The organism is Halanaeroarchaeum sp. HSR-CO (assembly GCF_024972755.1).
GTDB lineage: Archaea > Halobacteriota > Halobacteria > Halobacteriales > Halobacteriaceae > Halanaeroarchaeum.
The window spans coordinates 87,733-112,051 of the sequence record NZ_CP087724.1 but is presented as its reverse complement, the minus strand read 5'-3'; the positions used below and the strand labels follow the sequence as shown (position 1 = coordinate 112,051).

At 64.6% G+C, this 24,319-nt stretch carries 23 protein-coding genes; 14 read left to right on the top strand and 9 right to left on the bottom strand.

The window, feature by feature from the left end; translation table 11 throughout:
* The first annotated feature begins 12 nt into the window (after positions 1-12).
* Entirely contained in the window at positions 13-474 is a 462-nt protein-coding gene (locus tag HSRCO_RS00540; RefSeq protein ID WP_259518430.1) for a metal-dependent transcriptional regulator, read from the top strand.
* Position 475: 1 nt separating this feature from the next.
* Here HSRCO_RS00540 and HSRCO_RS00535 read toward each other — a convergent pair whose 3' ends face one another.
* On the bottom strand, positions 476-1,237 hold the full coding sequence (locus HSRCO_RS00535; RefSeq protein WP_259518429.1) for a hypothetical protein: 762 nt from the start codon (positions 1,235-1,237) through the stop codon (positions 476-478).
* 128 nt (positions 1,238-1,365) lie between these two features.
* On the opposite strand from HSRCO_RS00535, the gene HSRCO_RS00530 reads away from it, so the two are divergent.
* Complete coding sequence (locus HSRCO_RS00530) at positions 1,366-1,713, top strand: iron-sulfur cluster assembly protein (protein ID WP_259518428.1); 348 nt, start codon at positions 1,366-1,368, stop codon at positions 1,711-1,713.
* Between the two features lie 400 nt (positions 1,714-2,113).
* Positions 2,114-2,527 (top strand): helix-turn-helix domain-containing protein, encoded by a 414-nt coding sequence (locus HSRCO_RS00525; protein WP_259518427.1) that lies wholly within the window; start codon positions 2,114-2,116, stop codon positions 2,525-2,527.
* Here HSRCO_RS00525 and HSRCO_RS00520 read toward each other — a convergent pair.
* From HSRCO_RS00520 to HSRCO_RS00495, 5 genes are all read right to left on the bottom strand, one after another.
* The gene (locus HSRCO_RS00520; protein WP_259518426.1) at positions 2,510-3,100 is read right to left on the bottom strand and encodes a helix-turn-helix domain-containing protein; all 591 of its coding nucleotides are present in this window, start codon (positions 3,098-3,100) and stop codon (positions 2,510-2,512) included. The genes HSRCO_RS00525 and HSRCO_RS00520 overlap by 18 nt on opposite strands.
* A gap of 265 nt (positions 3,101-3,365) precedes the next feature.
* A complete protein-coding gene (gene nrfD / locus HSRCO_RS00515; RefSeq protein ID WP_259518425.1) occupies positions 3,366-4,511 on the bottom strand; it encodes an NrfD/PsrC family molybdoenzyme membrane anchor subunit in 1,146 nt (381 codons plus the stop codon).
* Positions 4,512-4,514: 3 nt separating this feature from the next.
* Positions 4,515-5,144: a 4Fe-4S dicluster domain-containing protein gene (locus HSRCO_RS00510; RefSeq protein WP_310795441.1), complete on the bottom strand. Its 630-nt coding sequence runs from the start codon at positions 5,142-5,144 to the stop codon at positions 4,515-4,517.
* Entirely contained in the window at positions 5,144-7,486 is a 2,343-nt protein-coding gene (locus HSRCO_RS00500) for a molybdopterin-dependent oxidoreductase (RefSeq protein WP_259518424.1), read from the bottom strand. The genes HSRCO_RS00510 and HSRCO_RS00500 overlap by 1 nt, the downstream gene beginning before the upstream one ends.
* Entirely contained in the window at positions 7,479-7,706 is a 228-nt protein-coding gene (locus HSRCO_RS00495) for a 4Fe-4S ferredoxin N-terminal domain-containing protein (RefSeq protein ID WP_259518423.1), read from the bottom strand. Before HSRCO_RS00495 ends, HSRCO_RS00500 begins: the two co-directional genes overlap by 8 nt.
* Before the next feature lie 234 nt (positions 7,707-7,940).
* Between HSRCO_RS00495 and HSRCO_RS00490 the strand changes: the two genes are divergently transcribed.
* Positions 7,941-8,111 carry a hypothetical protein gene (locus HSRCO_RS00490; protein ID WP_259518422.1) on the top strand — a complete coding sequence of 57 codons (171 nt, stop codon included), beginning with the start codon at positions 7,941-7,943 and terminating at the stop codon, positions 8,109-8,111.
* Positions 8,112-8,270: 159 nt separating this feature from the next.
* Here HSRCO_RS00490 and HSRCO_RS00485 read toward each other — a convergent pair whose 3' ends face one another.
* From HSRCO_RS00485 to HSRCO_RS00475, 3 genes are all read right to left on the bottom strand, one after another.
* Entirely contained in the window at positions 8,271-11,768 is a 3,498-nt protein-coding gene (locus HSRCO_RS00485; RefSeq protein ID WP_259518421.1) for a DNA polymerase II large subunit, read from the bottom strand.
* Positions 11,769-12,191: a PPC domain-containing DNA-binding protein gene (locus HSRCO_RS00480; RefSeq protein WP_259518420.1), complete on the bottom strand. Its 423-nt coding sequence runs from the start codon at positions 12,189-12,191 to the stop codon at positions 11,769-11,771.
* A gap of 398 nt (positions 12,192-12,589) precedes the next feature.
* Positions 12,590-12,763 carry a hypothetical protein gene (locus tag HSRCO_RS00475; protein WP_259518419.1) on the bottom strand — a complete coding sequence of 58 codons (174 nt, stop codon included), beginning with the start codon at positions 12,761-12,763 and terminating at the stop codon, positions 12,590-12,592.
* Positions 12,764-12,942: 179 nt separating this feature from the next.
* Between HSRCO_RS00475 and HSRCO_RS00470 the strand changes: the two genes are divergently transcribed.
* The 10 genes from HSRCO_RS00470 (at position 12,943) to HSRCO_RS00420 (ending at position 24,287) form a co-directional block, all read left to right on the top strand.
* The gene (locus HSRCO_RS00470) at positions 12,943-14,781 is read left to right on the top strand and encodes an ABC transporter substrate-binding protein (protein ID WP_310795440.1); all 1,839 of its coding nucleotides are present in this window, start codon (positions 12,943-12,945) and stop codon (positions 14,779-14,781) included.
* Between the two features lie 167 nt (positions 14,782-14,948).
* Positions 14,949-16,013: an ABC transporter permease gene (locus HSRCO_RS00460; protein ID WP_259518418.1), complete on the top strand. Its 1,065-nt coding sequence runs from the start codon at positions 14,949-14,951 to the stop codon at positions 16,011-16,013.
* 6 nt (positions 16,014-16,019) lie between these two features.
* Positions 16,020-17,471, top strand: a complete 1,452-nt coding sequence (locus HSRCO_RS00455) for an ABC transporter permease (protein ID WP_259518417.1) — start codon at positions 16,020-16,022, stop codon at positions 17,469-17,471.
* Complete coding sequence (locus HSRCO_RS00450) at positions 17,471-18,754, top strand: oligopeptide/dipeptide ABC transporter ATP-binding protein (RefSeq protein WP_259518416.1); 1,284 nt, start codon at positions 17,471-17,473, stop codon at positions 18,752-18,754. The genes HSRCO_RS00455 and HSRCO_RS00450 overlap by 1 nt, the downstream gene beginning before the upstream one ends.
* Complete coding sequence (locus HSRCO_RS00445) at positions 18,751-20,097, top strand: ABC transporter ATP-binding protein (RefSeq protein WP_259518415.1); 1,347 nt, start codon at positions 18,751-18,753, stop codon at positions 20,095-20,097. Before HSRCO_RS00450 ends, HSRCO_RS00445 begins: the two co-directional genes overlap by 4 nt.
* Positions 20,094-20,486 carry a hypothetical protein gene (locus tag HSRCO_RS00440; protein ID WP_259518414.1) on the top strand — a complete coding sequence of 131 codons (393 nt, stop codon included), beginning with the start codon at positions 20,094-20,096 and terminating at the stop codon, positions 20,484-20,486. Before HSRCO_RS00445 ends, HSRCO_RS00440 begins: the two co-directional genes overlap by 4 nt.
* Before the next feature lie 49 nt (positions 20,487-20,535).
* On the top strand, positions 20,536-21,060 hold the full coding sequence (locus tag HSRCO_RS00435) for a hypothetical protein (RefSeq protein ID WP_259518413.1): 525 nt from the start codon (positions 20,536-20,538) through the stop codon (positions 21,058-21,060).
* Positions 21,061-21,121: 61 nt separating this feature from the next.
* Positions 21,122-21,970, top strand: coding sequence for a CBS domain-containing protein (locus HSRCO_RS00430; protein WP_259518412.1), 849 nt, complete (start codon positions 21,122-21,124; stop codon positions 21,968-21,970).
* Positions 21,967-23,733 (top strand): glycine--tRNA ligase, encoded by a 1,767-nt coding sequence (gene glyS / locus HSRCO_RS00425; RefSeq protein ID WP_259518411.1) that lies wholly within the window; start codon positions 21,967-21,969, stop codon positions 23,731-23,733. Before HSRCO_RS00430 ends, glyS begins: the two co-directional genes overlap by 4 nt.
* Entirely contained in the window at positions 23,730-24,287 is a 558-nt protein-coding gene (locus tag HSRCO_RS00420; RefSeq protein ID WP_259518410.1) for a dolichol kinase, read from the top strand. Before glyS ends, HSRCO_RS00420 begins: the two co-directional genes overlap by 4 nt.
* Positions 24,288-24,319: the final 32 nt, after the last annotated feature.

Sequence of the window (24,319 nt, the reverse complement as noted above, 5' to 3'; positions counted from 1 at the left end):
CCGCCGAGACCAATGACAGCCACCGAGACGCGCTCGACCAGCACGCTCCCGAATCGCAACGCGGGCAACTACCTGCGAACGATCCTGACCGAGTCGCCCGACGAGTCGGCGGAGATCCGACCGGGTCGGCTCAGCGACGCCCTCGACGTGACCCCGCCGAGTGTCTCCCAGATGCTCGAGAACCTGGAGGAGGCGGGGTACGCCAATCACCGCCCCTACGGCGGCATCTCGCTCACCGATGAGGGCGAGGCCATCGCTCGCCACCTCCAGTGGCGTACCTGCGTCTTCGAGACGTACGTCGCCACGGAGTTCGGGGTCGATCTCACGGACACTCAGAGCTATCGCGCGAGTTTCGAACTCCCGAAGGCGGTGCTCGTCGCGATGAGCGATCGAGTGGACATCCCCTGTCGAGACCGGTGTGACGATCGGGTCTGGCCCGGCGACTGCCCGGACTGCGATCCGGCGACCGCCTGACCTACAGTTCTTTGATCGTCGGGATGATCGTGTCCCGAGTCTCCTCGGCGACGGACTTGATCCGGCGGATGTCCTCGGGGGTGAACGGCACGGTGACCTCGTCTTCGAGCAGTTCGACGGAGTCCGACCGCTCGCCACGAAGGTGCAACGTCATGTCGTCCATGCGGGTCAACAGGACCGTGTCGGCGGCCGCCTCTACCGCGGCGATTTCCGACTCGAACGCCGACGTGCTCACCGAGAAGAGCGTGGTGTGTCCGCCGCTGGTGCCCGCGAGATCGACGAATTCGTCGACCATCGCCTCGCCGTACGTGGGCGAGAACAGGAAGAGGTTGAGCGCCGATCCGAAGACCAGCGTCCCGAGGTCGGTCTCCGGGGCGCGCTCGAGTGCCACGTCGAGGGCGCTATTCCAGACGTCGGGAGCCACGAGATTTCCGCGGATGGTCGCCGAGGAGCGGTCCATGGCCTCGACCGTCGGTGCCATCTCCGGGTCGAAATCGACCCAGACCACGCGGTCGCCGTGGGCCTCGAGGTCGGTGTCGTAGAGCGCCCGCACCGTCTCGACGACGAACTCCTTGCCCGAATTGGTCAACAGGACGACGACCGACCCGCCGGCCGCGAGCCACGAGTCGACCACCGAGAACCCGATGAGCGGTTTGCCCGACCCACCGGGCCCGGAGATGAGCGTGGTCTCGCCGACGGCAATCCCCTCCGGGAGCACGGATCGCATCCAGTCCTGTTCGGGACGGAACGTTCGAGGTGCCATATCGAAACGTGGAGTCGTGACGCCAATGAACCTTGCTATTCGTTGGACCAAAAATCACCTGCCTGAGCCGTGCGAGGCGGCCGAATCCGTAGGCTTTAGGTGGGCCTGAAACTAATCTCGATGTGGCGATGACTGATTCGATAGCGACGGCGGACGTCGAGGCGGCGATCGGTGACGTAACACACCCGGAGATCGACGCGACCCTCGTCGATCTCGGGATGATCGATGCGATCACCGTCGAGGGGAGCGAGGTGAGAATCGACGTCGCGATACCGATGCTAGGGATCCCTCAGGCGGTCAAAGAGATCCTCCGAGATCGACTCGCATCGGCCGTCGCGGAGACCGGCGGTGACCTCACCGTGGAGTTCGTCGAGATGACCGACGAACAACGGACGGCTTTCTTCGAGATGGAAGAACAACACTGGTCCGGCGGCCTCGACGAAAGCGGGGACACCGACGCGACGCCCCCGTTCTGAGTGGCCGTCACCGATCCAGGCCCGGTCCACCCCGACTGATCCAGTACCGGTCTATTCCGACCGAGATTTGTACAGTCGTGTCACGGCGATGGGAACGGCGTGAACGTATTTACCGATTCCCGAAAGACGTTCATGTGCCCCGTGTGGGGCCGAGAAGACGGCCGGTGAGTGCTACGTCGGCGCGACGTGGCAGCTACCGTCGGGGCTGGAACGTCACCACTTCTTGCCCCGGTCTCGCTGGTCCAACGACCGGATGCAGTCGGACGGAAACCGATCTCGAGGTGATGGGTCTCCTCGATCGGCCGGTCTATCACGAACAGTCCAGACATATTTTTATTAGTTGTTAACACGCAATATCGAAATAATAACCACGAAAAGGCCCCGGTACGTACACCCGCGTATGGAGCCATCGATCCGGACCTTCGGACACCCGCCGATGTCCCCTCAGCACCTCCTCGAGACGGTCTTCGACCTCTCCGGCGAGGAGGCCGACCTCTACGAGTGGATGGTCACCCTCGACGACCCCATCATCCCGGACGACGTCGTCGAGCAGCTTGGGTGTTCGTCCTCGTCCGCGTACCGGTACCTCGACACTCTCCAGAGCCGCGGACTGATCGTCGAACGGGCCATCTACCGGAAGAAACAGTTGCGGTCGGGATACGTGGCCGCCGACCCGGAGGCGGTCGCCGACGCGCTCGAGGAGTGGGTCGAGCGCCGGTACGAACTCTGTGAGATGGCCATCGAGCAACGAGCGTTCGTAAAGGCCCCGGAGGACGCCGAGGCCACCGCACGACGCCTACAGGAAGTCGAATAGCTGGTCCGCGATCGCCTCCTCAGCGTTGCGCAGTCTCGTCGCGAACGCCGAGCTCGAGACGTCCGTGTCGGCCGCCATCTCCTCGATCGTCGTCTCGCTCGGCGTCTGGTAGTAGCCGTGTTCGACGGCGGTCGCGAGCGCGCCAAGTTGTTTCGATGTGAGTGCCTGGAAGTCGATTCGCGCGCTCGGGACCCCGACCTCATCGACGAGGTCCGCCGAGACGAGTTCGACAGAGGGGGCGACCTCGCGCAGTCGGTCAGCGATCAGATCACCGGTGTCGAAATCCGCGACGTAGGCCGTGATCGACAGCGCCGAGTCCGCCGGGGACACGTGCGGGATCGCGTCCGCCTCGAAGACGACCGAACAGGGACAGCGCCGATCGGCCGAGTGGTCGACGCGTTCGACAGCCGTCCCCTCGCCGTCGCTGTAGACGACGTCGCAGCTGATCGAGGTATCGTTCCGAACGACTGAGACGTCCGTTACGGCCGACCCGAGCCGCCTGACGGGACAGCGCTCCGGCGGCGTCACCCGGTAGGTGACCATGACCGTCGACGGGGACTCGCGTTCCGGCACGCGATCACCCACCCCACGACCGACACCAGCTGGCCATCGATTCGACCGTTGAGTGGTTGTCGATGGCAGTCCCGCCGGAGGACTTACCCGTTCCGCGAGCGGCGGGCTGTGGGAATTCGTCGCCAAAGGCCCCCTCGATCGTGGCGTCGGGATGGCGATGGGAGTGTGTGGTGACGACGATCCCCGAAGCCCGGTTCGTCGTCCGTGCGGGTGGTCGGGAAACGCCCCGGTCGTGTGCCTGGGATGTAGACATGGTGACGTTCCGTTAGAGTCCGGGGACGACCAGGGGGCTCTTGACGGCTGCCATCAACACCACGTAGCGCAACAGGAACCCGCCGACCAGCACCAGCGCGTACTTCGCCGCGTACCCGCCCGTCAGCAGCTCCTCGCCCCACGGCCGCTCCTCGAAGCTCGTGAACTGATGTAACACCGTCACCGTCAGCGACAGGATCACCGGCACGACCGTTCCGAACACCAACACCCCGCCCACGAACAGCAGCTGGTAGCTGTCGAACAGCGCCGTCAGACTCGCCTGCGAACCCATGTTCGGCGTGTTCGCCAGGAACGACAACAGCAGCCCGATCGCCACCAGCTCCGCGACGATGATCGCGTCGTCGGTCAGACAGAACCGGTGGTTCACACGCGAGAGCGCCCCGCCGCTCAGGACCGTTCCCAGCAGCGCCGCCGAGATCCCCGTCGAGACGCCGCTCAACAGGAAGATCACCGGCAGGTACGGCCGCGTCCAGAACTGCACGACCGTGACGTCGCTCAACAGCATCGCCGTGTATCCGATCAACGTCAGCGACAGCACGCCGCCGACGATTCGCAACGCGCCCCACAGCTTTCCTGGCGGTCGGGTCACGTCCGCGATCCTGTCTAACAGCCACGTGATGCCCCGCTCCGTACGCCACGGCATTACCCCGTCGATCCACTGCAGGATCTTCCGTGGGAACAGGCTCAGGCCGGACTGCTCGTCCAGGTCCGCCCCGAAGTGCAACCACAGGGTCTCGAAGACCGCCCAGATCGCGAACAGCACGATTACCCACGTCCCGATCACCAGCCACGAACCGAAGTTCGTGAACAACACCGGGAAAGTCAACGCTCGTAGCGGCGCGCCCAGGTGGGAGAGCAAGGCGATGCCACCCACCGCGATGCCCAGCACGCCGATCAGCGATCCCCACCGCGAGGTCTCCGTACACGCGAACCGGTGTGCCGGGTCGTCGGTACGCGCCAGCAGGATCCGGCCCAGCCAGTTGTCCGCGTCCATCAGGCTCTTCATGAAACTCGCCCACGCCGAGGTGACGTAGGCGCCGCCGCTCACCCCGCCCAGGAACAGGTACATCGCGATGAACTCCGCCCAGTGAGGCGACTCCAACCACAGCCACTCCGTGCCGCCTGGTATCGCACTCATGGCTCAGTCCCCTGCGTTGAACGGCGTGATAACGCTGTTGGCCGCCTGCTCGGCGCTCGCGTCGTCCCGCGGCGGTTCGACGATCACGGAGGTCCGATCGTTGCCGTATCGGTCGGCGGCGGCCTGCGAGGCCAGTTCCATCAGTTCGCTGATCGGGCCGGCGTGGAGGGCGTCGCCCACACACTCGTCGGCACAGGCCGGCTCAAGGGGGTCGCTCTGTTCGTTCTTGGAGGTCGCATCCGCGCCGCTGCCGGGGCCCTTGTCCAGACAGAGGTTGCACTTCTGCATCAGGCCGTCGTCGCCGTACTGGGGAGCGCCGTACGGGCAGGCCCACCCGCAGTACTTGCAACCGATACATTTCTCGCGGTCGATGGTCACGATGCCGTCGGACTCGCGTTTCTGGATGGCGTTGGTCGGACAGACCTTCTCGCAGGGTGCGTCCGCACAGTGCATACACGAGAGCGAGACGTTCTCCTCGTTGTAATCGGGAAACTCGCCCGAGGACACCGTCTCGACGCGGCGCCAGTCGACGCCACCGGCCTCCGTCCCGTGACGGTTCTTGCAGGCGATCGCACAGGCCGAACAGCCCATGCACTTGTTGGTATCGAAGTAAAAGCCCCACTGCTCGCCCATCAGTGCTCACCCCCGGCGGGAGTCACCGAGATAGCGATGTGCCTGTCGATTTCGCCGGAGATCGGATCGATCTGATCTGGCCTGTTCAGTATCATGTTGTTCGCGCCCTCCTCGTCGGGCTGTATCGAGCCGCGGCCGAACCCGTAGGGTTCGACGCTGACGGCGCCGGGACGGATCCCTTCCGTCACGAAGGCCATCAGCTCCGCCTCACCGTGCGAGGAACTGATCGTGACCATATCGCCGTTCTCGATGTCACGCTCGGCGGCGTCGTCGGTGTGCATCACGAGGTAGTTGCCGCGGTAATCCTCGTGTTCGAGATCGAAGGTTTCGGCGAGCTGTTCGAGGGGCTTCGACAGGGCCTGATCGCCGCCGTGAGAGAACTCGACGGTTCGCGCGTCGAGCATCTCGAGGGGGTACTCCTCGGTGAGTTCGTCGCTGATCGTTCCAGGGGGCACCCACTGGGGACCGGTCCCGATCTCGGCGCCAACCTGTTCGCTCAGTTTCTCGTAGGCACCGGTGAGCTTCTTGTCGAGGTCGAACCAGAACGTGTCGGCGCCCTGGGCGAAGCCGCCGTCTTTCCACTTCTCGTAACCGAAGTCTCCGGTGAGAACGTAAGTGTCCTCGGCTTCGAGCTCCTCCAGTGTGAGGTCGATCTCGGAGAGCTGGTCGTTGATGTACTGCTCCTTGTCGTCCCAGACGAAGAACTCGTCGTACCCCATCGCTCGGCCGAGGCCCTGGATGATGTCGAAGCCGGGTTTGGTGTTCCACTGTGGATCGATCGCGGCTCCGGAGCCGGTCACCCAGGTCTTGGTGTTATAGGCACCGTACCCGCCAGAGCCGAGCATCGGTTTCTCCAGCTGTGACGACTCCGGGAAGACCACGTCGGCGTTCCGAGTCGTCTCACTCCAGAAGGCGTCGATGCCAATAACGAGGTCCATCTCCTCGAGCGCACCCGTCTTCTCTTCGGTGCCGAGCCACTCCTGGGTAGCCCCGTCGGTGACCGGATTCCGATAGTAGTAGACCATCCCGTTGATAACGCCATCCTCGACCATCCGCGGGACGTTGTTCTGGACCGGCTTTTTGGTCAGCGAGGCGTACCCGGCGTCGGGATCGGTCAGGTAACACCGGTTCTCCGCAGCGTTGTCCGGCAGTTCGGCCTCACAGCCGACCTTGAAGGGGTTCGAGAGACTAGCGCTCGCGAACCAGCGCTGCCCGCCCGGCCGGTCGATGTTGCCGACGAGACCCGTCAGTGCCACGAGGTTCTGGGCACCCTTCTGGTGGTCGGCGCTCTGTCCGAGGCCGGTCCAGGAGGTGATCCCCGCGTTCGGCGCCGCGCGGCCGAAGCCGAGCGCGATGTCGCGAATGTCCTCGGCGTCGAGGCCCGTCTTCTCCGCGGCCCACTCGGGCGTCTTGCCTTCGACGGCGTCCCGGTAGGCGTCGAAGCCGTGGGTGTAATTCTCGACGAATTCCTCGTCGTAAAGCTCCTCTTCGATGATCACGTTCGCGATTGCCAGCGCCAGTGCGCCGTCGGTCCGGGGCTTGATCGGGAGCCACTTATCGGATTTCTTCGCGGTCTCCGTGTACACCGGATCGATCGTCACGATCGTCGCACCGCGTTCTTTGGCCTGGAGAAGCTGTTTGGCTTCCCACTGGCCGGCGAAGGTGTCTAGCGGGTCCCGACCCCAGACGAGAACGTATTTGGTGTTGGGGTAATCGACCCACCGGATGTTGCCACCGCCGAGCCCCATGAGCGTGCCAGTAACCGCCATCGAGCCGAAACAGGTCGGAGTGGGGTGGGGGACAGAGTTCGGACATCCATAGAGGTTCCCGAAGAGAGTAGAGAAGGTCCCGGTCGTTCCCCAGCCGTGGAATTCGATCAGACTCTCCGCACCGTGTTCGGCCTTGAATTCCGCAAGTCGGTCGGCGGCGTACTGGAAGGCCTCCTCCCACTCGACGGCCTCGAGCTCGCCGTCCTTGCGCACGTATGGCTGTTTGATGCGCTTCGGAGAGTAGGCCTTCTCGAGCTGTGAGAGTCCTTTTGGACACAGTGTCCCTTTCGTCCCCTCACCAGCACTCCCCCTGGGATGGCCGTCGATCCCGTGGATTTCGGTGGCGACCTGTTCGTCGCCATCGTTCTCCAGGGTGACCTCCATGCCACAGAGTTTGTGACACTGCCAGCAGTTCCCGTAGGCTTTCGCCGTGCCCCCAGCCGAGCTATCGGTCTGGCCGGGAGAGGACAGACAGCCACCGAGAGCTGCCGCCCCGGCACTCGCCCCACCAGCTTTCAGCAGCGTCCGACGAGTCAGTCCGAAGTCGTCGGCGGATTCGGAGGCGTCACTCATCGGCGACCTCCTGGCCGGCGAGATGTGCGTCTTCGCCGAACTCCTCGCGCACCGCCTCTTTGTACTTCTCGAAAAACGCCGCTTCCGTCATCTCGCCGTCCGCCACCTTCTGGGCGTCTTCGCCCATCTGTCTCCCGAGCTCCTGGTCGAATTCACGATCCGGTTCCGCCGTCTCGGAGAGGGGGAACCCGTCGGCCTCGTTCGTCACTTCATCAGGCATAGCTGTCACCGTTCATATAAAGAATTGCACCAGAGCAATAAGAGGATTCGACGTGGTCCCAGTAATCGCACAATACTCGACAAGTATTGTGGTGCGTTACCATTGACCTGTGAAGGCGTTTGGAGCCCGAATTCGACGGATAACAGCCGCCTACCGCAGCTGGCGACGTCGATTCCCGAGAAGTGGGCACGACCAGGGAAAGTAAAGTATCTGCACAACCGATCTGTACACTGCATGCCCAACCCACACGTGGTGACGAACGACGATGGCGAACTCGAGTACGTCGAACATCACATCGACTGCAACAACACGGTCGTGCGCCTGTTTCCCGACGAGGACGCCGAGGGTGGCTGGCGCGTCGAAGAAGACGTCGCCGACGAAGACGGTCCCTGGTCGAAGCCCTGACCACGGCCGCGCCGCCTCGCGTCGGGTCACCTGCAGTGCACACTGCCGGCCCGCCCGGTCTTCTCATCCTGCGCCCACCGTTTTCCGGCTCGAGTTCGACCGCGAACCGCTCGCGACAACAATCTGGACGGAGAATACCGCGCCCTGCGGACGCGACGTCTACATGAAGTCCGCTATCCCCGACTGTTTGTTCTTGTCGTTCTGGAAGATGCTCTCGATAGAGCGCTCGAGGATGCGCAACCGCTGTTTCGTGTACTCGCGCGCGCCGTACTCCTCGGCCACCTCCAGGGCCGTGTCCATGTACTTCGTGACCGAGCCCTGGTGGACTGTCAGGTTGACGTCCCCGCCGCACTCACGGCACTCCCCCGTGAGCGGGACCCGGCGGAATTTCTTCCCACAGGACAGACAGCGAGTCTCCTGCCGGGAGAACGCCCGCAAATTCCCGATGAGATCCGGGAGGAAGTGGTACTCGATGACCCGTTCTGCGACGTCCGTCTCGTCGACGGCCCGGAGTTTGCGGGCGAGTTCGAGTTGTGCGTCCATCTTGTCCATCATCGACCCGAGGGTCTTGTACGCCGAGAGGTCCGGCCCGAGCGCGATGTCGGTGGTATCGTGGGTGAACCGGAAGCCCTGGTACTCGTCGTCGGTTCCGACGTACTCCTCCGCGATGGTGATGTCCACCGACTCCGGCGGCGCCATCTCGCGGGTCGCCTCGTAGAACTCGCGGGGGTACTGGTCGACGATGTCCATGTTGTGCGCCTCGTCGTCGATCTCCGCGGGATCGATGCGCGAGGACATGACCAGCGGCGCGTCCATCCGGCCGCCGCGCTTGTCTGGCAGGAAGGACTTCGAGAAGTTCAGCAGGCCGTCCATCAATAACATGACACAATCTTCATCCCCATCGCAGTTACGCCGCTTACTCGCGTGAAAATACGGATGTGCGTATCCGACTGCAGCACTCGTAAATCCGATAACTCTGCCGACCACTGCCGCGCTCGTGTGCGGGGCCATCCCGAACACGAGTTCGCCGACGAGGTCGTCGCGATCCTCGAGTTCGTAGAAAGGCTCGAGGTCGTAGTAGTCGTCGAGCAACTCGTCGACGAAGGCCGCGGTCTTGAGCATGTGTTCGGCGGCACCGTCGGAGAGCACGACGTCCTGGACGCGGAGTTCGACCAGCTGGTCGGGATGTTCGAGCGGATCGCCGTGGATATCGGTCTCGTAGCCGAGTTCGCGGAACTGGCCGACGGTGACGTCGAGTTCTTCGGGGCGAACGGCGGTCACGGGGAGGTCGGTCATGTCGTAGCGGACCGTGCCGTCTTTGAACGTCGTGACGCCGTGTTTCGCCCGGAGCACGCCCTTCTCGATGGGTTCGGGAACCTTCTCCGAGGATGTCAACCCCTTGACTCCCTTCAGGATGTCGAAGGCGTTCTCGCGCTCGCCGACCGCCTTCAGGGCTTCGTGGTACTCGCTGTTGAGGTCGACCGTCTGCGGTTCCAGGTTGTCCACCTCCCGCTCGCAGCGTGGGCACTCGACCCGACCGGATTCGTCCGGCGTGGCCTCGATGCCGCAGTCACGGCACTCGTAGAAGGGGTCGGTGCGAGCGTCACAGTCCGGACAGCGGGCCTTGTACGTGTGTTCGCCGCAGTCGCGGCACTCCCGAACGCCGAGCTGGACCGTAATCCGGCCGGGGCGGTCGTTCATCTCCTCGGTGTGGGTCGCCGCGTCGCTCACGTTGCGCTGGTTACCGCCGGCCTCGCCGATGGGGAAGAGGGTGTGGACCGCCGGGCTGAGGTCTCTCGACTCGGATTTCTCGGGTCGTCCCATCCGGTTCCCAATGCGAGTGGGAGCGCGTTCGCGGACGGTAAAGGGGGCGACCTCGTTCACCGCCTTCATGGCGTTGTCCCAGCCCAGAGCCTCTGCGGATAGGTCCGCCGCCGACCAATCGCGCTCCAGGTCTTCGTCGATGCCGAGCGTAGTGACCAGGGGCACCCAGTCCCCCACAACCAGTACCGCATCCTCCTGGCTGTGCTCCACGAGGAGCACCTCCAGGGCCTCACGGACGGGTTCCTCGCGGGGAATGTGCAGGTCCCCATCTTCGATAGCGCCATCCGCGACGGCCGTGGCGAGGGTCTCGAACCGGTCGACGTCGAGGTCGTGCCAGAGGTAGGTGTAGGCGGGATGCAGCGGGACGTCGTGGTCCAGCGCCCAGTTCAGCGCCTGGTCGGCGTCGGGGTTCGCGAGGTCGACGTAAGGCGAATCGCGGAGGGCTTGTACATTGGCGCCGGCGGCCTCGAGCTCCTGGACCCACCACTCGACCGAGTACGAGGCGGGCGCGAGCGGGTGGTTGTTCTCGACGAACTCCCCGTAGTTCACCAGGTACTCGCCGAGGTCGAGGATGGCCTCGACGCCGTTGCGGATCTCCAGGGCTTCTTCCGGGTCGTCGATCCGCCGGACGTCGCCGTTCGCGAGTTTGACGGTCGGCCCCTCGATGGAGTCCACCGGCACGACGCCGGCTGCCTTGCCTGGTCGTTCGGTCTTGATCTGCGTGCCGGTCGCGAGGAAGTCGTCGACCAGGTGCATCGTGGCCGGATGGACGCCGGCGGTCGCGAAACCGTGGTTTCTGGCACGGCCGTATCGCAGTCGGAATCCGCCCTCGGCACTCGGATGGCCGAAGACCGGACGGCCGGCGATGAGATCGCGGAGGTACTTCCAGGACTCGTCCACGCGCGGAGGGCCACTGGCGGGCGTCTGGGAATCCGCCGGCTCCGTCGCGTCGGCGTTCAGCTCTTCGTCATCGCCGTCGCCGTTCGTCTCCTCGGTGATCGTCCCGTCGATGAGGTCCTGGAGCCACGGCCAGTCGACCTCGTCGAGATTGCGGGTGTACCGCTGGATCTTCGGCGCCTTGAGCGCGATACCCTCGGCGAGCACCAGGCACATCCCGCCACGGGGGCTGTTGGTATCGACGCGCTCGAGGTCGCGGTACCCCGACACCTCCTCCTGGCCCGTGGCCTCTCCGTCCAGGCAGATCGGGGTATTGCTGGCGATGAACTCCGTCTCCGCGTCCTTCGGCGAGTACTGGAGCCCGGTTTCCTGGTCGTAGAGGGCCACCTCCTCGGCGTAGCGTTTGATCTCCGAGTCCCGTGGTTTGTACTCGTCGATGCCCAGCAGCGCTCGGGCGTAGTCGGCAGCGAGGACCGAGAGTGCCTGGGCCGTCCCGCCGGCGGAGCGGATGGGGCCGGCGTAGTAGACCGAGATGTACTCGGTGCCGTCGTCGTTCTGGTTGAGTTCGACGCGGTCGATGCCCTCGATGGGGGCCGCGACGACCCCCTCGGTCAGCAGCGCGACGGCGGTCCGGACGGCACCTTCGACCTTCCCGGCACTCGTATCGTAATCGCCGACGGTTCCCTCGACGAAGTCGTCGACGAGGGCGAGTGCCGCCTCCTCGCGGGACATCTGGCCCTCCAGTTCGCGGACGCGTTCGGCGACCCCATCGATGCCGAGGATGTTCTCGACGCGGTCGGCCATGTCCTTCGCGACCGGGATCTCGACCTCGGGTTTCGGGTCGTCGCCGCGACGTTTGGCCTCGCTGGCCACCTCGAAGGCCTCGTCGAGGCGGGATTCGATGGTCTCGAAGTATGCCTCGTCGTCCGGTCGCATCTACACCGCCCAGCCGTCCCGCCCCGTCGTCTCGCTCCGCTCTCGTTCGAGTGGTTCCTCGAAGGTTCGCAGGTAGCATTCGCCGGCGAATACGGTACCGCGGTCCAGACGGCCGGCGATGGCCTGTCCGGATGGTCGCGAGAGGGTCACGTGTGCGTCCGCGACGGGGTCGCCGTCCTCGAGGGCGACGCTCCCGACGCACGCCGCCACCTCGAGCGGTTCTTCGAACGAGACTGTCTCGTACGCGAACGCGTCCTGGTCGAAGTACTGCAGGTCGGCGTCCTCGAGCGCCCCCGTGCCGACGAACCATGCCGCCTCGACGCTTTTCTCGGCCGCGAAGGCTTCGATCTCCTCGCGCCAGTCCGCACCGTAGGACAGGGTGAGGAGGAACTCGCGCCCCCCGGATACTTCGCGGTAGTCCATGCACGTCCCCACGCTACCGGGGCGGAAAAAGGTGACCGAATCGCGGGTGGTCACGCTATCGGCTGACGAATGTGCGAGCAGGCAGTCGAACGGCAGATCCGGAGCGGGCGACCGCACTCCCGCCGTGTTCGCTCCGGGCGGGGCGTTACAGCATGGCCAGGGTTGGTTCCGTTTCGGTATTTGAACGTTCGCGTGAGAAGGGGTGCTAACAAACTACCATCGAAGCATTCGGCGACCGAGTGGTCCGTCAGGACCCGGTAGGTCGCCGATTCACCGCGAGCTTCGCTCGCGGCCCGACGCCCCGACTACCGTCGCGCGCCAGCGCGACGGCTGGAGGGGCGAAGGTTTTCATGAACGTTTTGCCAGGGCGAGCCTTTGGCTCGCCCGCAGCAAAAGGTTCAGCGCCAAGCTGTGAGCGCCGTGGCGGCGTCGACCGATGCAGATACCCACGCTTCGTCTCGGGAGATGTCCGCGATGACGAACCGGGATTCGCGTCCCTCGTCGTCCACCGAGGCCATGACCTCGGGAGCAGCACTGGCATGTCCCGTCGCGGGCGTGGCATCTGCCGTCATGCTATGTGATAGAAGGACACACCCCATACATAAGTGCACCGAAGCGACACGTCCCGGCAAATGTCGCTCATTAATTTTGGTGAAAACGTCGGTTTTAGGGTCGATAGGTATCGATTTGGTTGCAAGAAACCACCCAATTGCGTTAGGTTTATCACAACACCTCTGAAAAAGTTCTTCGGATGTCATCCGATAACAAATTGTCCCGTCGACGATTCCTCGGCGCCACCGGCGGTGCCGCGGGGGCCGTCGCGCTTGCTGGCTGTTCCGGTAACGGTGACGGTACCGACGATACGACCACCGAAGCAGGGACCACGACCGAAGAAACGACGACCGTCGAACAGGAGGTCTACAAACCAGGTAGTATCGCCGTCGAAGCCGTCGGCGAATACGAACTCGAGATCCAGATCGACGCGCCGTTCCACGCGTCGCTCCAGATGCTGGCGTACTCCTCGTTCTCCGCGGTGCCCGAGGGCGTCGTCGGCGACGTCGAGGGCTACGACGGCGAGATGAGCTACGAGGAGTTCGCGACCTCCTCGCCCATCGGGTCCGGTCCGTTCGAGTTCGATAACTGGACCCAGGGGACCGAAGCCTCGGTCTCTGCCTACGACGACTACTACGGCGAAGCGGCTGCACTCGACAGCATTCACTGGCAGGTCCTCGAGCGGGACTCCGCCCGGTTCAACTACGCGATGAACCGGAACGCGGACCTGTTCACCATCCCGACCAGCCAGTACGACCCGGACCTCGTCTCCGTCGACGAGACGGACGCCGAGGGTCGATCGCTCGGCACGTACGGACCGGTGCGGAACGGGGACACGCTGAACTACGTTGGCGTGCCGACGATCAACACCTTCTACATCGGCTTCAACATGAACGAGGTGCCCAAACCCGTCCGCCAGGCGTTCGCCTACGCGGCGAACCAGGAACTCCTGGTCAACGAGGTCTTCAAGGGCCGTGGCGTGCCGGCGTATCACCTCACGCCGCCGTCGATCTACCCGGGCGGTGCCGGGGAGTACAACAGCCACGCCGAAGAGAACTACCCCTACGGGTACAACGAATCGAGAGTCGCCGAAGCCCGCCAGGTCATGGAGGAGGCGGGATACAGCGCCGACGACCCGTACGAGGTCCAGTGGACCCAGTACCAGTCCGACACCTGGCTCGAGATGGCCCAGATCCTGCGTGACCAGCTCGCCAGCGCCCACATCGACATGCAGATCGAGCAGGCGGATTTCTCGACGCTACTCCAGCGCGGCCGGAACGGCAACCTGGAGGCGTACACGCTCGGGTGGATCGCGGACTACCCGGCACCCGACAACTTCCTGGGGCTCCTCGATCCGCCACAGACCCAGACGAGTATGGATGCCCCGGTGTCGTACATCAACTGGAATTCGGAGAACGGCGACGCTGCCCAGGATGCCGAGGACGCGTACGACGTCATCGACGACAACAAAGCACCGACGGACGACGCCAAAGCCCAGCGTAGCGAGGCAGCCGTCCTCATGGAGGAGGCGAACTGGGAGGACGTCGGCTTCATCAACCTCTACCACCGACTCGACGAGTACTTCTGGTACGATACGATCGAGTACAATCCCTTCGGTGGGATGGGTATTAGTCGCCAGAAGTACAACAAGGTCACGACGACCGACCAGAAAGACGACAACACCCTCAACCGTATCCTGACGGGGACCATCACCACCATCGACCCCATCGCGTCGACGTCGACCGCTGGCGGCGAGATTATCTCGCAGGTCTTCGACGCGCTGACGAATTACCAGGACGGGACGACCACCGTCACCAACCTCGGTGCGGTGGACTACTCCGTCTCCGACGACTTCCTGACCTACACCTTCCAACTGGAGGAGGACGCCACGTTCCACGACGGCAGCGACGTCACCGCCCAGGACTACGTCTACTCCCTGGAGCGGCTCGCGGGCTCGGAGAACTCCCGTCGGTCGTACTTCCTGCTCGACACGCTCGGCGTCAGTCACGAGACCGAAACTGTCACGGTCGAACAGTAACAATACGGCGTCGGAGCCGATACTGTAATTTTCTATTTCGGGCGTATCGGGGTTCTACCTCAAAGATACGGCAGATTCGAACGACCATCATCCATCGGAAGATATAATCCCGTGATTGTGCTAGTTGCCGGTACGTTCCCTGTGTCATCCCCGCACGGAGCCAAACCATGAGTAGGTGGAGTTACTTCGGACGCCGGCTCGCGCTCTCGGTCCCCGTCATCGTCTTCGGGACGACGCTCACGTTCCTGATGATCTATATGGGGCCCATCGACCCGGTGTCAGCGATCCTCGGCCAGCAATACACGCCCGACGCCGCTCGGCGGATCGAGCAGAACCTCGGGTTGAACCAACCGTTCTGGGGCCAGTATATCGACTTCATGATCAACATGTTTACCTTCGACCTCGGCCGCTCCTGGGTCATTTCCCCTGGCACTACCGCGGTCGACATGCTGACCATCTACGCGCCCCGGACCATCTGGCTCGGCTTCTGGGCCGTCCTGATCCCGCTGTTCATCGGAATCCCGCTGGGGTTTTACGCCGGACTCAACCCCAATACCTGGAACGATTACATCGCGTCGTTCGGCGGTATCGTCTGGCGCGCGATGCCCAACTTCTGGCTCGCCGTCATCCTGGTGAGCGTTCTCTCGCAGTCGAAACAACTGTTCGGGTGGGAGTGGGCCTCCTTTATCGTCCAGACGAACATCGTCACCCCGCCGACCCTGGATTTCCTGGCACAGCCACTCGACGCCATTCGGGACCCACACGCCTTCTGGATCGACAACACGGACGGCAACGGGTCGTTCCTCGCGGCGCTCAAACAGACCCTTCCGGCCTCCATCGTCCTCGGGTCGGCGTCGATGGGTAACGAGATGCGGATCGGCAGAACAGCCGTCCTCGAGACCATCAACTCGAACTACGTGGAGACCGCCCGGGCCAAAGGGCTGAAAAACAGCGTCATCGTCTGGAAGCACGTCTTCCGGAACGCGTTGATCCCCCTCGTCCCCATCATCACCGGGGAGGCCTTCTTATTGCTCGGCGGGTCCGTCCTGGTCGAGTACGTCTTCGCGATCAACGGCCTGGGTTACCTGTTCTTCCAGGCCATCATGCAAGGCGACCTCCCACTGGTCGGGACGCTGATGTACATCTTCATCCTCCTGCTGGTCGCGATCAACATCACACAGGACCTGCTCTACACGCTGATCGATCCGAGAGTGGGGTACGAATCGGAGTGAGTATCCATGAGTGAGCTCTCCCCCCGCGACACGGAAGACGAGGAACCGCTCCGAGACAGGATCGCCGCCAACCCCCGCCCTGCCGCAATCTGGGCCGGCGTGATGGGTGCGTTATTGGTCGTCGAAGCCGGTGCCCTCGTCCACATGTTCTTCGAGGGGCTGTCCATCGTGCTCGGTGGCCTCCCCGGCGAACCCGCCGTCGCGCTCGCCGAATCCGCCATGGCGGCGGCGAGCGAGATTCCGACCCTCCTGTCCCGGGAACTGATCCCCAACCAGGGCTATCACAATGGGTCCCAGTGGGTCGGGACGTTCATGGGCCTCTCGCCCGGCGTCTCGTGGGCCATCCGTGCCAGCCTGACAACGGCGTACGGCTTCGTCTTCATCTGGTGGCTCTGGCGTGGCTATCGGGTCTACCGAACCCACTACCGGTACGCCGACTGGACGCCCCGCGACGACCAGTTCGACCGGTTCAGTCGCCACTCCTGGGGCAAGTTCGGCCTCATCGTCGTTATCCTGTTCGTGATCATGGCGGTGTTCGCCCCCACGCTGGGCCCGACGACGCTCGAACAGAACATCACGGACCCGTACAGCAATACCATCGAGACCTGGGACGCCGAGAACCAGGAGGTGGTGGAGATCACCGCCGGGGAGGCCAACATCGGCTCCGGTTCGAAAGGCGGCAGTAGCAACGTCGGGCCACTGACCTACGACGACTTCGAGCGCTTCCATCCGTTCGGAACCTTGCCGTCAGGGAAGGATCTCTTTACGTTCATGATGTACGGCTCGCGGCTCTCGATGTTCATCGCCCTGAGTTCGATCGTGATCTCGGGCTTCATCGCGGCGGGACTGGCACTCGCGACGGCGTACTACAAGGGACTGGCCGATCTCGTGACCGTGGTCGTGAGCGATTCGGTCCAGGCCATCCCGGTCCTGATGCTCGCCATCCTGATCGCCGTGCTGTTCAGCGATCACTGGATCGCCGGGCTCTACAACGGGGGTGTCCTCCTCGTCCTGTTGTTCTCCGTGGTCTACTGGCCGTTTCTCTGGCGGGCGGTCCGTGGGCCGTCCTTCCAGGTCTCCGAGGAGGACTGGGTCGACGCGGCCAAGAGCTTCGGGCAGCGCCCGCGGACGATCATGCAAAAGCACATGCTCCCGTACATCGTCGGCTACCTGCTCATCTACGGGTCGATGAGCCTCGGTGGTATCATCGTCAGTGTCGCGGGACTGTCCTACCTGGGCATCGGCATCACGCCACCCACCCCGGAGTGGGGGCGGGCTATCAATCTCGGACAGCCCTACGTCGCCAGCGCCTCCTGGCACATCGCGCTTATCCCGGGGCTCATGATCACGCTCGTCGTGACCGGGCTCAACGCCCTCGGTGACGGGATCAGAGACGCCATCGATCCGCAGAGCGAGGGTGGAACGGCCGACGAGGCCGCCGTCGGGGGTGGTGCCTGATGGGCGAGGACGTCCTCCTCGAGCTCGCCGACCTCCGGACCACCTTCTACACCGACAAGGAGACCATCCACGCGGTCGACGGCGTGAGTTTCGACATCGACCGTGGCGAGACGGTCGGCATCGTCGGCGAGTCGGGATCCGGGAAGAGCGTCACCGCCCGGTCCATCATGGGCCTCATCAAGTCGCCCGGACGGATCCACCCCTCGAGTAGCATCCGCTACCGCGACGTCGAGACGGTCCGGACGTACGCCGACCAGTTCTCGAGCTATACGGTCGACGTGACGGACGCAGACGAAGTCGTCGGCCGAGAGGACGACATCGAGACCCGCCGAGAGGCGATCCAGTATCTGGCGAATGATGACGACTTCGTCTTCGTCGAGGAACGGGAACCGAGCCGAAACGGATCGGAGGCCATCACGGCGGGCTACATCGACCTCGCGAGGGCGAGCGACGAGGCGCTCCGCCGGATCCGGGGTGGCGGCATCGCGATGATCTTCCAGGACCCGCTCACCAGTCTCAACCCAGTCTACACGGTCGGCAACCAGATCAAGGAGGCGCTCGAACTCCACCAGGGACTTACGGGCAATCCGGCCACCGAAGAGGCCATCTCGCTCCTCGAGGCCGTCGGCATCCCGGACGCCCCCCGACGACTCGAGGAGTATCCCCACCAGTTCTCCGGGGGGATGCGCCAGCGGGCGGTCATCGCGATGGCGCTCGCCTGCGATCCGGAACTCATCATCGCCGACGAACCGACGACGGCCCTCGACGTGACCATCCAGGCCCAGATACTCGACCTCCTCCGCGACCTCCAGGCCGAACGCGACCTGGGAATCATGTTCATTACCCACGACATGGGCGTCATCGCCCAGATCTCCGACCGGGTGAACGTCATGTACGCCGGCGAGATCGTCGAGAGCGGCCCCGTCGTCGAACTCTTCGAGAACCCACGCCACCCGTACACGCGAGGGCTTCTCGACAGCATACCTGGGCGGCAGGTCGGGGCCGAACGGCTCTCGACCATCGAGGGCGACGTGCCGACGCCGACCGAAGAGCCGACGGACTGCCGGTTCGAACCGCGCTGTCCGAAGGCCTTCGACGCGTGCGAATCGGTCCACCCGATGCCGGTCGACGTCTCCGAGAGCGAGGCCGACCACACCGCGGCCTGTTTGCTCTACCCGAGCGACCGGGACCGGTCGGGTGCACTCGAGATGCATCGGGCACGGACCGAGCAGCGACAGCGAGCGCGCCAGTCGCTCGCCGAGAACGGAGGTGATGGTGCGTGAGCTTACAGGACCGGACGGACCAACACAGCGACGCCATCGTCGAGGTCAACGACCTGAAGAAGTACTACGAATCCGGTGGCGTCGGCCCGTTCGCGAAACAGCCCGTCAAGGCCGTCGACGGGGTGAACTTCGACATTCGGCGCGGGGAGACGCTCGGTCTCGTGGGCGAATCCGGCTGTGGGAAGACGACGCTCGGGCGGACCCTCATCCAGCTCGAGACGGCGACCGAGGGCGAGGTGCTTTTCGAGGGGACGGACGTGACCAGGCTCTCGGGCGACGAACTCGTCGACTGGAAGCGCAACGCCCAGATGGTCTTCCAGGACCCACAATCCAGTCTGAACGACCGGATGACGGTCGGCGAGATCGTCCGCGAACCGCTCGACGTCCACGACTGGAAGACACCCTCGGAACGACGAGAACGGGTTCGCGAGTTGCTCTCGACCGTCGGCCTACAGGAAGAGCACTACTACCGCTATCCCCACCAGTTCTCCGGCGGCCAGCGCCAGCGCATCGGCATCGCCCGGGCACTGGCCCTCGAGCCGGAGTTCGTCGTGCTCGACGAACCGGTGAGTGCCCTGGACGTGAGCGTCCAGGCACAGGTTCTCAACCTCCTCGAGGACCTCCAGGACGAGTTCGACCTGACGTACCTGTTCATCGCACACGACCTCTCGGTCGTTCGGCACATCTGCGACCGCGTGGCGGTGATGTACCTGGGCCACATCATGGAGATCGGGCCGACCGAGGAGCTCTTCCGGAACCCGAAGAACCCCTATACGATCTCGTTGCTGTCGGCCATCCCCGAACCCGACCCGACGGTCGACACGCGCGGCATCACGCTCCGAGGAACGCCACCGAGTCCCCGGGACCCACCCGCCGGTTGTCCGTTCACGACCCGGTGTCCGATGAAACTCCGACCGGACCGATACGAGGACGTGGACGACGACGTCTGGGACGCCATCGAGGCCTACCGAGAGATCGTTCGCGAACGGGCGCAAGCGGACCGGTCGCTGCGCGAGATCGCGAAAGAGTACCTCGGCCTCGAGACGAAGCGGACCGGTATCGAGGAGATCCTCGAGGACGTCTTCGGCGCCCTCGAGGTGCCACGGCCGGTCCAGGAGCACGTCGACGAGGCGGCGAGGTACATGGCAGACGACGACGCGGCGGCCGCCAGAGAACTCCTCCGCGAAGAGTTCGGGAGCGTCTGTGACATGGAACGACCGGAGTACCACCGCGTCAGCGAGACGGGGCGCGAGAGCTTCTGTCACCGCCACCGACGCGACGAGGAAGAGCCGGACCAGTTCGTCGGCGACGATATGCTGCCGTCGTTCCGAAGCGGCGAATGAGCGACGCCTCCCCGACCCGGGGCGCCCGCGTCGTCGACGCCATCCAGTACGCCGTGGGACTCACCATCCTCGCCGCTGCGGTGACCCTGCCGATCAGCGTGCTCTTCGGGCTGGGATTCTGGGGCGTGAAATTCGGCCTGTTTCTCGTGGGCATCGTCGCGCTGGGGTACGCGACGCTGTTGGCGTGGCCGAAGTCGCCCGAGGACCTGGAGCGCGAGGGACTCGACCGGGAGGAGACCAGCGTCCAGGCGGTCGTCCGGCGCGTGCCTCCGGCTGCCTGGTATCCGCTCCGGCCCCGGGAGCGATACGCGAACTGGGCACGGCTCTATCTGGCGAGCCTGACGATGTTCGTCGTGTCGTACGCGATGGAGGCCCTCTTCGGCGTGTGAACGGTTCCGAACGGGACACTTTACTGGACACGGACCGTCCATCCAGCGTATGACGAAGATCGGTGACGGAGTCGACCCCGCCGAGCGAGAGGCTGCACACGCCGAGACGTTCAAGGACGCCTGGTCGCGGACGCTCGGCGACGTGGACCGGATGGCCGAGGGCCGGGCGGAAGCCGGCTGGGAGACCCTGGTCCTGCCGGCAGGCGATACCGCACCGGAACCACCTGATGACGGGCCAAGCGGGAGGTACGGGCTCGTGTACGTCGTCCCGGGCGACCGGGCCGATCGCCTGGGCGAGCTACTCACCGAGGCGACGTTCCCCGAATACGACGTCTACCGGACCACCGTGGAGGGTCGCGTGTTCATCGTGACCGAACTCCGCGACCCCGACCACGAGGCCGTGGTGTACGTCGCCGGCAACTACGAGTTACGCACGGCCGATCGCCTCATCGAGACGGTCGCGGACTCGGGGACGATGTACACCCACCTCCAGAAACTGGACGGGACCGAGGTCGCCACGTTCGAACACGAGGACTGGCAGAAGTTCTTCCCGAACGCGGAGACCTTCGTGTAGGATTGCAAGCGGCGCGTCAGCGTCGTAGCCTACAAATGTGAGGGGGTAGTAACCGGATGCAATGAAAGTCGCTGACGTGATGACACCCCGGGAGGACCTGGTTACCGTCTCGATCCCGGGGACTCGCGACGACGTGCTCGAATATCTACAGGAACGGACGTTCTCCTCCGTCCCGGTCGTCAAGGAGACCGAGGAGGGAGAACTGTATCGCGGTCTCGTCTCCCGAGAGGACCTGATCAACAACCCCGACGAGGACCAGCTGGCCATCCTGATGGAGGAGGTCCCGACGACGAATTCCGACGCGGACATCGCCGAGGTCGCCCAGCTCATCGCGGAGACCGGTGCCCGCCGGGTCCCCGTCGTGAACGGTGGGTCGCTGCAGGGTATCATCACCATCACCGACGTGATCCGTGCCATCGCCGACGGGGCCGTCGACGGCGATACGCCCGTCGGCGAACTGGCGCGCCGGGACATCAACACCACCTACCAGAACGCCCCGCTCCAGGTCGTCGAACGCGAACTCGCCTACGGCCGGGTACCGTACGCCGTCGTGCTCGACGACGATGGCGACATGGCGGGCATCATCACCGAGGTCGACATCATCGACGTCGCCGAGGTGGTCGAGGGCGAGGAAGGCACCGGCGACTCCATCGCGAACCAGGACGACGACTGGATGTGGGAGGGAATCAAGGCCGTCGGCAACCGGTACCTCCCGACCCGAAACGTCGAGATCCCCGACGAACCGGTCAAAGGGTACATGTCGGCCAACGTCGTCACCGTCTCCGGCAAGCGGACGGCCCGGGACGCCGCCCAGATGATGCTCAACAACGACATCGAGCAGATCCCCCTGGTGCGGGGTGACGAACTCGCGGGCATGGTCAGGGACATCGACCTGGTGGCCGCTCTATGAGGGCGCTGACGGAACTCGCCAAGCGGCGCGGCTACTTCTTCCAGTCGAGTCGGGTCTACGGCGGGGTCGCCGGTTTCTACACGTACGGTCCGCAGGGCGCCGCGCTCAAGGCGAACATCGAAGAGCAGTGGCGAGAGCGGTTCACGGTCCGCGAGGGCCACACCGAGATCGACGCCCCGACCATCATGCCCGAGGCGGTCTTCGAGGCCTCGGGGCACCTGGACGGCTTCGACGACATGCTCGTGGAGTGTTCCGCCTGCGGGGAGAGCCACCGGGCCGACCACCTCATCGAGGACGAGACGGCCATCGAGGAGGCCGAGAGTCTCCCCATCGACGAGGTCGAATCGCTCATCCGCGAGCACGACCTCGTCTGTCCGAGTTGTGGCGAACCGCTGGCCGGCCAACCGGTCGAGGACTTCAATCTCATGTTCGAGACGAACATCGGCCCGGGATCGACGAACGCCGGCTACCTCCGACCCGAGACGGCCCAGGGCATCTTCGTGGACTTCCCCCGACTGAAGGAGTACGCCCGTGGCGACCTGCCCTTCGGCGTCACCCAGATCGGTCGTGCCTACCGCAACGAGATCAGCCCTCGCAACGCGGTCGTCCGCTCGCGGGAGTTCACACAGGCCGAGCTCGAACTATTCGTCGACCCCGAGGAGGACGAACCGGACCTCGCGTCGGTCGCCGACGTCGAAGCCCCGCTGTACAGCGCCGAGATGCAGGCTGACGACGACGCGAGTCCGGTCACCACGACCATCGGGGATGCGGTCGCCGACGACGTCATCGCCGACCCCTGGATCGCCTACTACCTCGGCGTCGCCAGGGAGTGGTACGACCGCATCGGTGTGGACATGGACCGGTTCCGGTTCCGCCAGCACCTCCCCGGCGAACTGGCCCACTACTCCTCGGACTGCTGGGACGCCGAGGCCGACGTGAGCGCACCCGGCGAGGACCCGGAGTGGATCGAACTGGCCGGGTTCTCCTACCGGAGCGACTACGACCTCTCGAAGCACGCCGAACACTCCGGCGAGCGCTTCACGGTGTTCAAGGAGTACGACGAACCGCAGACGGTCGAACGCGCCACCGTCGACCCGGACATGGCCTACCTCGGACCCGAATTCGGTGGCCAGGCCGGCGACATCGCCGACGCACTCGAGGCACTCGTCGAGCGCGACCGATCGGCCTTCGAGGGCGACGAGGTCGTCGTCGCGGTCGACGGGGAGTCCATCGCGGTACCCACCGAGAAGACCGGATTCAGCGTCGACGAAGTGACCGAGTCAGGCCGACACATCACTCCACACGTGGTCGAACCGTCGTTCGGCGTCGACCGGGCCGTCTACACCGTGCTGGTCCACGCCTACGAGGAAGATACGGTCGACGAGGAGGAACGAACGGTTCTGCGACTGCCGGCGACCGTCGCTCCGACGTCTGTCGGGGTCTTCCCGCTGATGGACAAGGACGGTCTCGGCGAACGGGCCCGAGAGATCGCCGATCGCCTCCGGGTCGCGGGGTTCTCGGTGACCTACGACGACTCCGGGGGTATCGGTCGTCGGTACCGCCGCCAGGACGAGATCGGGACGCCCTTCGGCGTGACGGTGGATTACGACTCGCTGGAGGACGACACGGTCACCCTCCGCGACCGGGACACCACTGCTCAGGTTCGCGTTCCCGCTGATTCGCTCGCGGACGAACTCACGGCGATCCGCGACGGAGACCGGCAGTTCGCCGACCTCCAGGACCACTATCCACCGGCCGAATGACCGAACTCGGTCGTCGACTCGTTCACGTCAGCGGGTCCGCCATCCCGTTGAGCCACCTGCTGGGCATCGACTGGCTGGTGATCCAGTGGGTGGTGCTGGTGGGCGCGGCGACCGCCCTGGTTCTGGAGGTGCTCCGCCTCACCCACACCGTCGAGTGGTGGCTCTTCGACCGTCTCACCCGTGACTACGAGTGGCGATCTATTGCTGGGTATGCCTTCTACGCCTTCGGCTTCGCCATCGTCGCGTGGACTGTCGATCCGCCCATCGCCGTGGCCGCGATGTTGATGCTCGCCATCGGCGATCCGGTCTCGGGCTATCTGGGCAGCGGTGAGCAGACCGTCAAACGAACGCCGGTCCTGCTCGTCACCTTCGCCATCACGCTGTCCATCGCCGTCCTCCTCGGGATCCCGATCCTGGCAGCCGCGGCCGGCGCCCTCGTCGCGACGGTCGCCGACGGCGTGACCCTCAAGATCGGGACCCGGTACATCGACGACAACATCGCCATCCCGGTCGGTGCCGCGACCGCGATGTGGCTGGTGGGCGCGTTCCTCTGAGCGAATCCTTAAACGGGAACGCGACCAATCTG

What these genes read in the sequence shown, in the direction of transcription:
- HSRCO_RS00540 (WP_259518430.1), top strand. Translation starts at nt 13, where the DNA reads ATGACAGCCACCGAGACGCGCTCGACCAGCACGCTCCCGAATCGCAAC.
- HSRCO_RS00535 (WP_259518429.1), bottom strand. Translation starts at nt 1,237, where the DNA reads ATGGCACCTCGAACGTTCCGTCCCGAACAGGACTGGATGCGATCCGTG.
- HSRCO_RS00530 (WP_259518428.1), top strand. Translation starts at nt 1,366, where the DNA reads ATGACTGATTCGATAGCGACGGCGGACGTCGAGGCGGCGATCGGTGAC.
- HSRCO_RS00525 (WP_259518427.1), top strand. Translation starts at nt 2,114, where the DNA reads ATGGAGCCATCGATCCGGACCTTCGGACACCCGCCGATGTCCCCTCAG.
- nrfD (WP_259518425.1), bottom strand. Translation starts at nt 4,511, where the DNA reads ATGAGTGCGATACCAGGCGGCACGGAGTGGCTGTGGTTGGAGTCGCCT.
- HSRCO_RS00510 (WP_310795441.1), bottom strand. Translation starts at nt 5,144, where the DNA reads ATGGGCGAGCAGTGGGGCTTTTACTTCGATACCAACAAGTGCATGGGC.
- HSRCO_RS00500 (WP_259518424.1), bottom strand. Translation starts at nt 7,486, where the DNA reads ATGAGTGACGCCTCCGAATCCGCCGACGACTTCGGACTGACTCGTCGG.
- HSRCO_RS00495 (WP_259518423.1), bottom strand. Translation starts at nt 7,706, where the DNA reads ATGCCTGATGAAGTGACGAACGAGGCCGACGGGTTCCCCCTCTCCGAG.
- HSRCO_RS00490 (WP_259518422.1), top strand. Translation starts at nt 7,941, where the DNA reads ATGCCCAACCCACACGTGGTGACGAACGACGATGGCGAACTCGAGTAC.
- HSRCO_RS00485 (WP_259518421.1), bottom strand. Translation starts at nt 11,768, where the DNA reads ATGCGACCGGACGACGAGGCATACTTCGAGACCATCGAATCCCGCCTC.
- HSRCO_RS00480 (WP_259518420.1), bottom strand. Translation starts at nt 12,191, where the DNA reads ATGGACTACCGCGAAGTATCCGGGGGGCGCGAGTTCCTCCTCACCCTG.
- HSRCO_RS00475 (WP_259518419.1), bottom strand. Translation starts at nt 12,763, where the DNA reads ATGACGGCAGATGCCACGCCCGCGACGGGACATGCCAGTGCTGCTCCC.
- HSRCO_RS00470 (WP_310795440.1), top strand. Translation starts at nt 12,943, where the DNA reads ATGTCATCCGATAACAAATTGTCCCGTCGACGATTCCTCGGCGCCACC.
- HSRCO_RS00460 (WP_259518418.1), top strand. Translation starts at nt 14,949, where the DNA reads ATGAGTAGGTGGAGTTACTTCGGACGCCGGCTCGCGCTCTCGGTCCCC.
- HSRCO_RS00455 (WP_259518417.1), top strand. Translation starts at nt 16,020, where the DNA reads ATGAGTGAGCTCTCCCCCCGCGACACGGAAGACGAGGAACCGCTCCGA.
- HSRCO_RS00450 (WP_259518416.1), top strand. Translation starts at nt 17,471, where the DNA reads ATGGGCGAGGACGTCCTCCTCGAGCTCGCCGACCTCCGGACCACCTTC.
- HSRCO_RS00440 (WP_259518414.1), top strand. Translation starts at nt 20,094, where the DNA reads ATGAGCGACGCCTCCCCGACCCGGGGCGCCCGCGTCGTCGACGCCATC.
- HSRCO_RS00435 (WP_259518413.1), top strand. Translation starts at nt 20,536, where the DNA reads ATGACGAAGATCGGTGACGGAGTCGACCCCGCCGAGCGAGAGGCTGCA.
- HSRCO_RS00430 (WP_259518412.1), top strand. Translation starts at nt 21,122, where the DNA reads ATGAAAGTCGCTGACGTGATGACACCCCGGGAGGACCTGGTTACCGTC.
- glyS (WP_259518411.1), top strand. Translation starts at nt 21,967, where the DNA reads ATGAGGGCGCTGACGGAACTCGCCAAGCGGCGCGGCTACTTCTTCCAG.
- HSRCO_RS00420 (WP_259518410.1), top strand. Translation starts at nt 23,730, where the DNA reads ATGACCGAACTCGGTCGTCGACTCGTTCACGTCAGCGGGTCCGCCATC.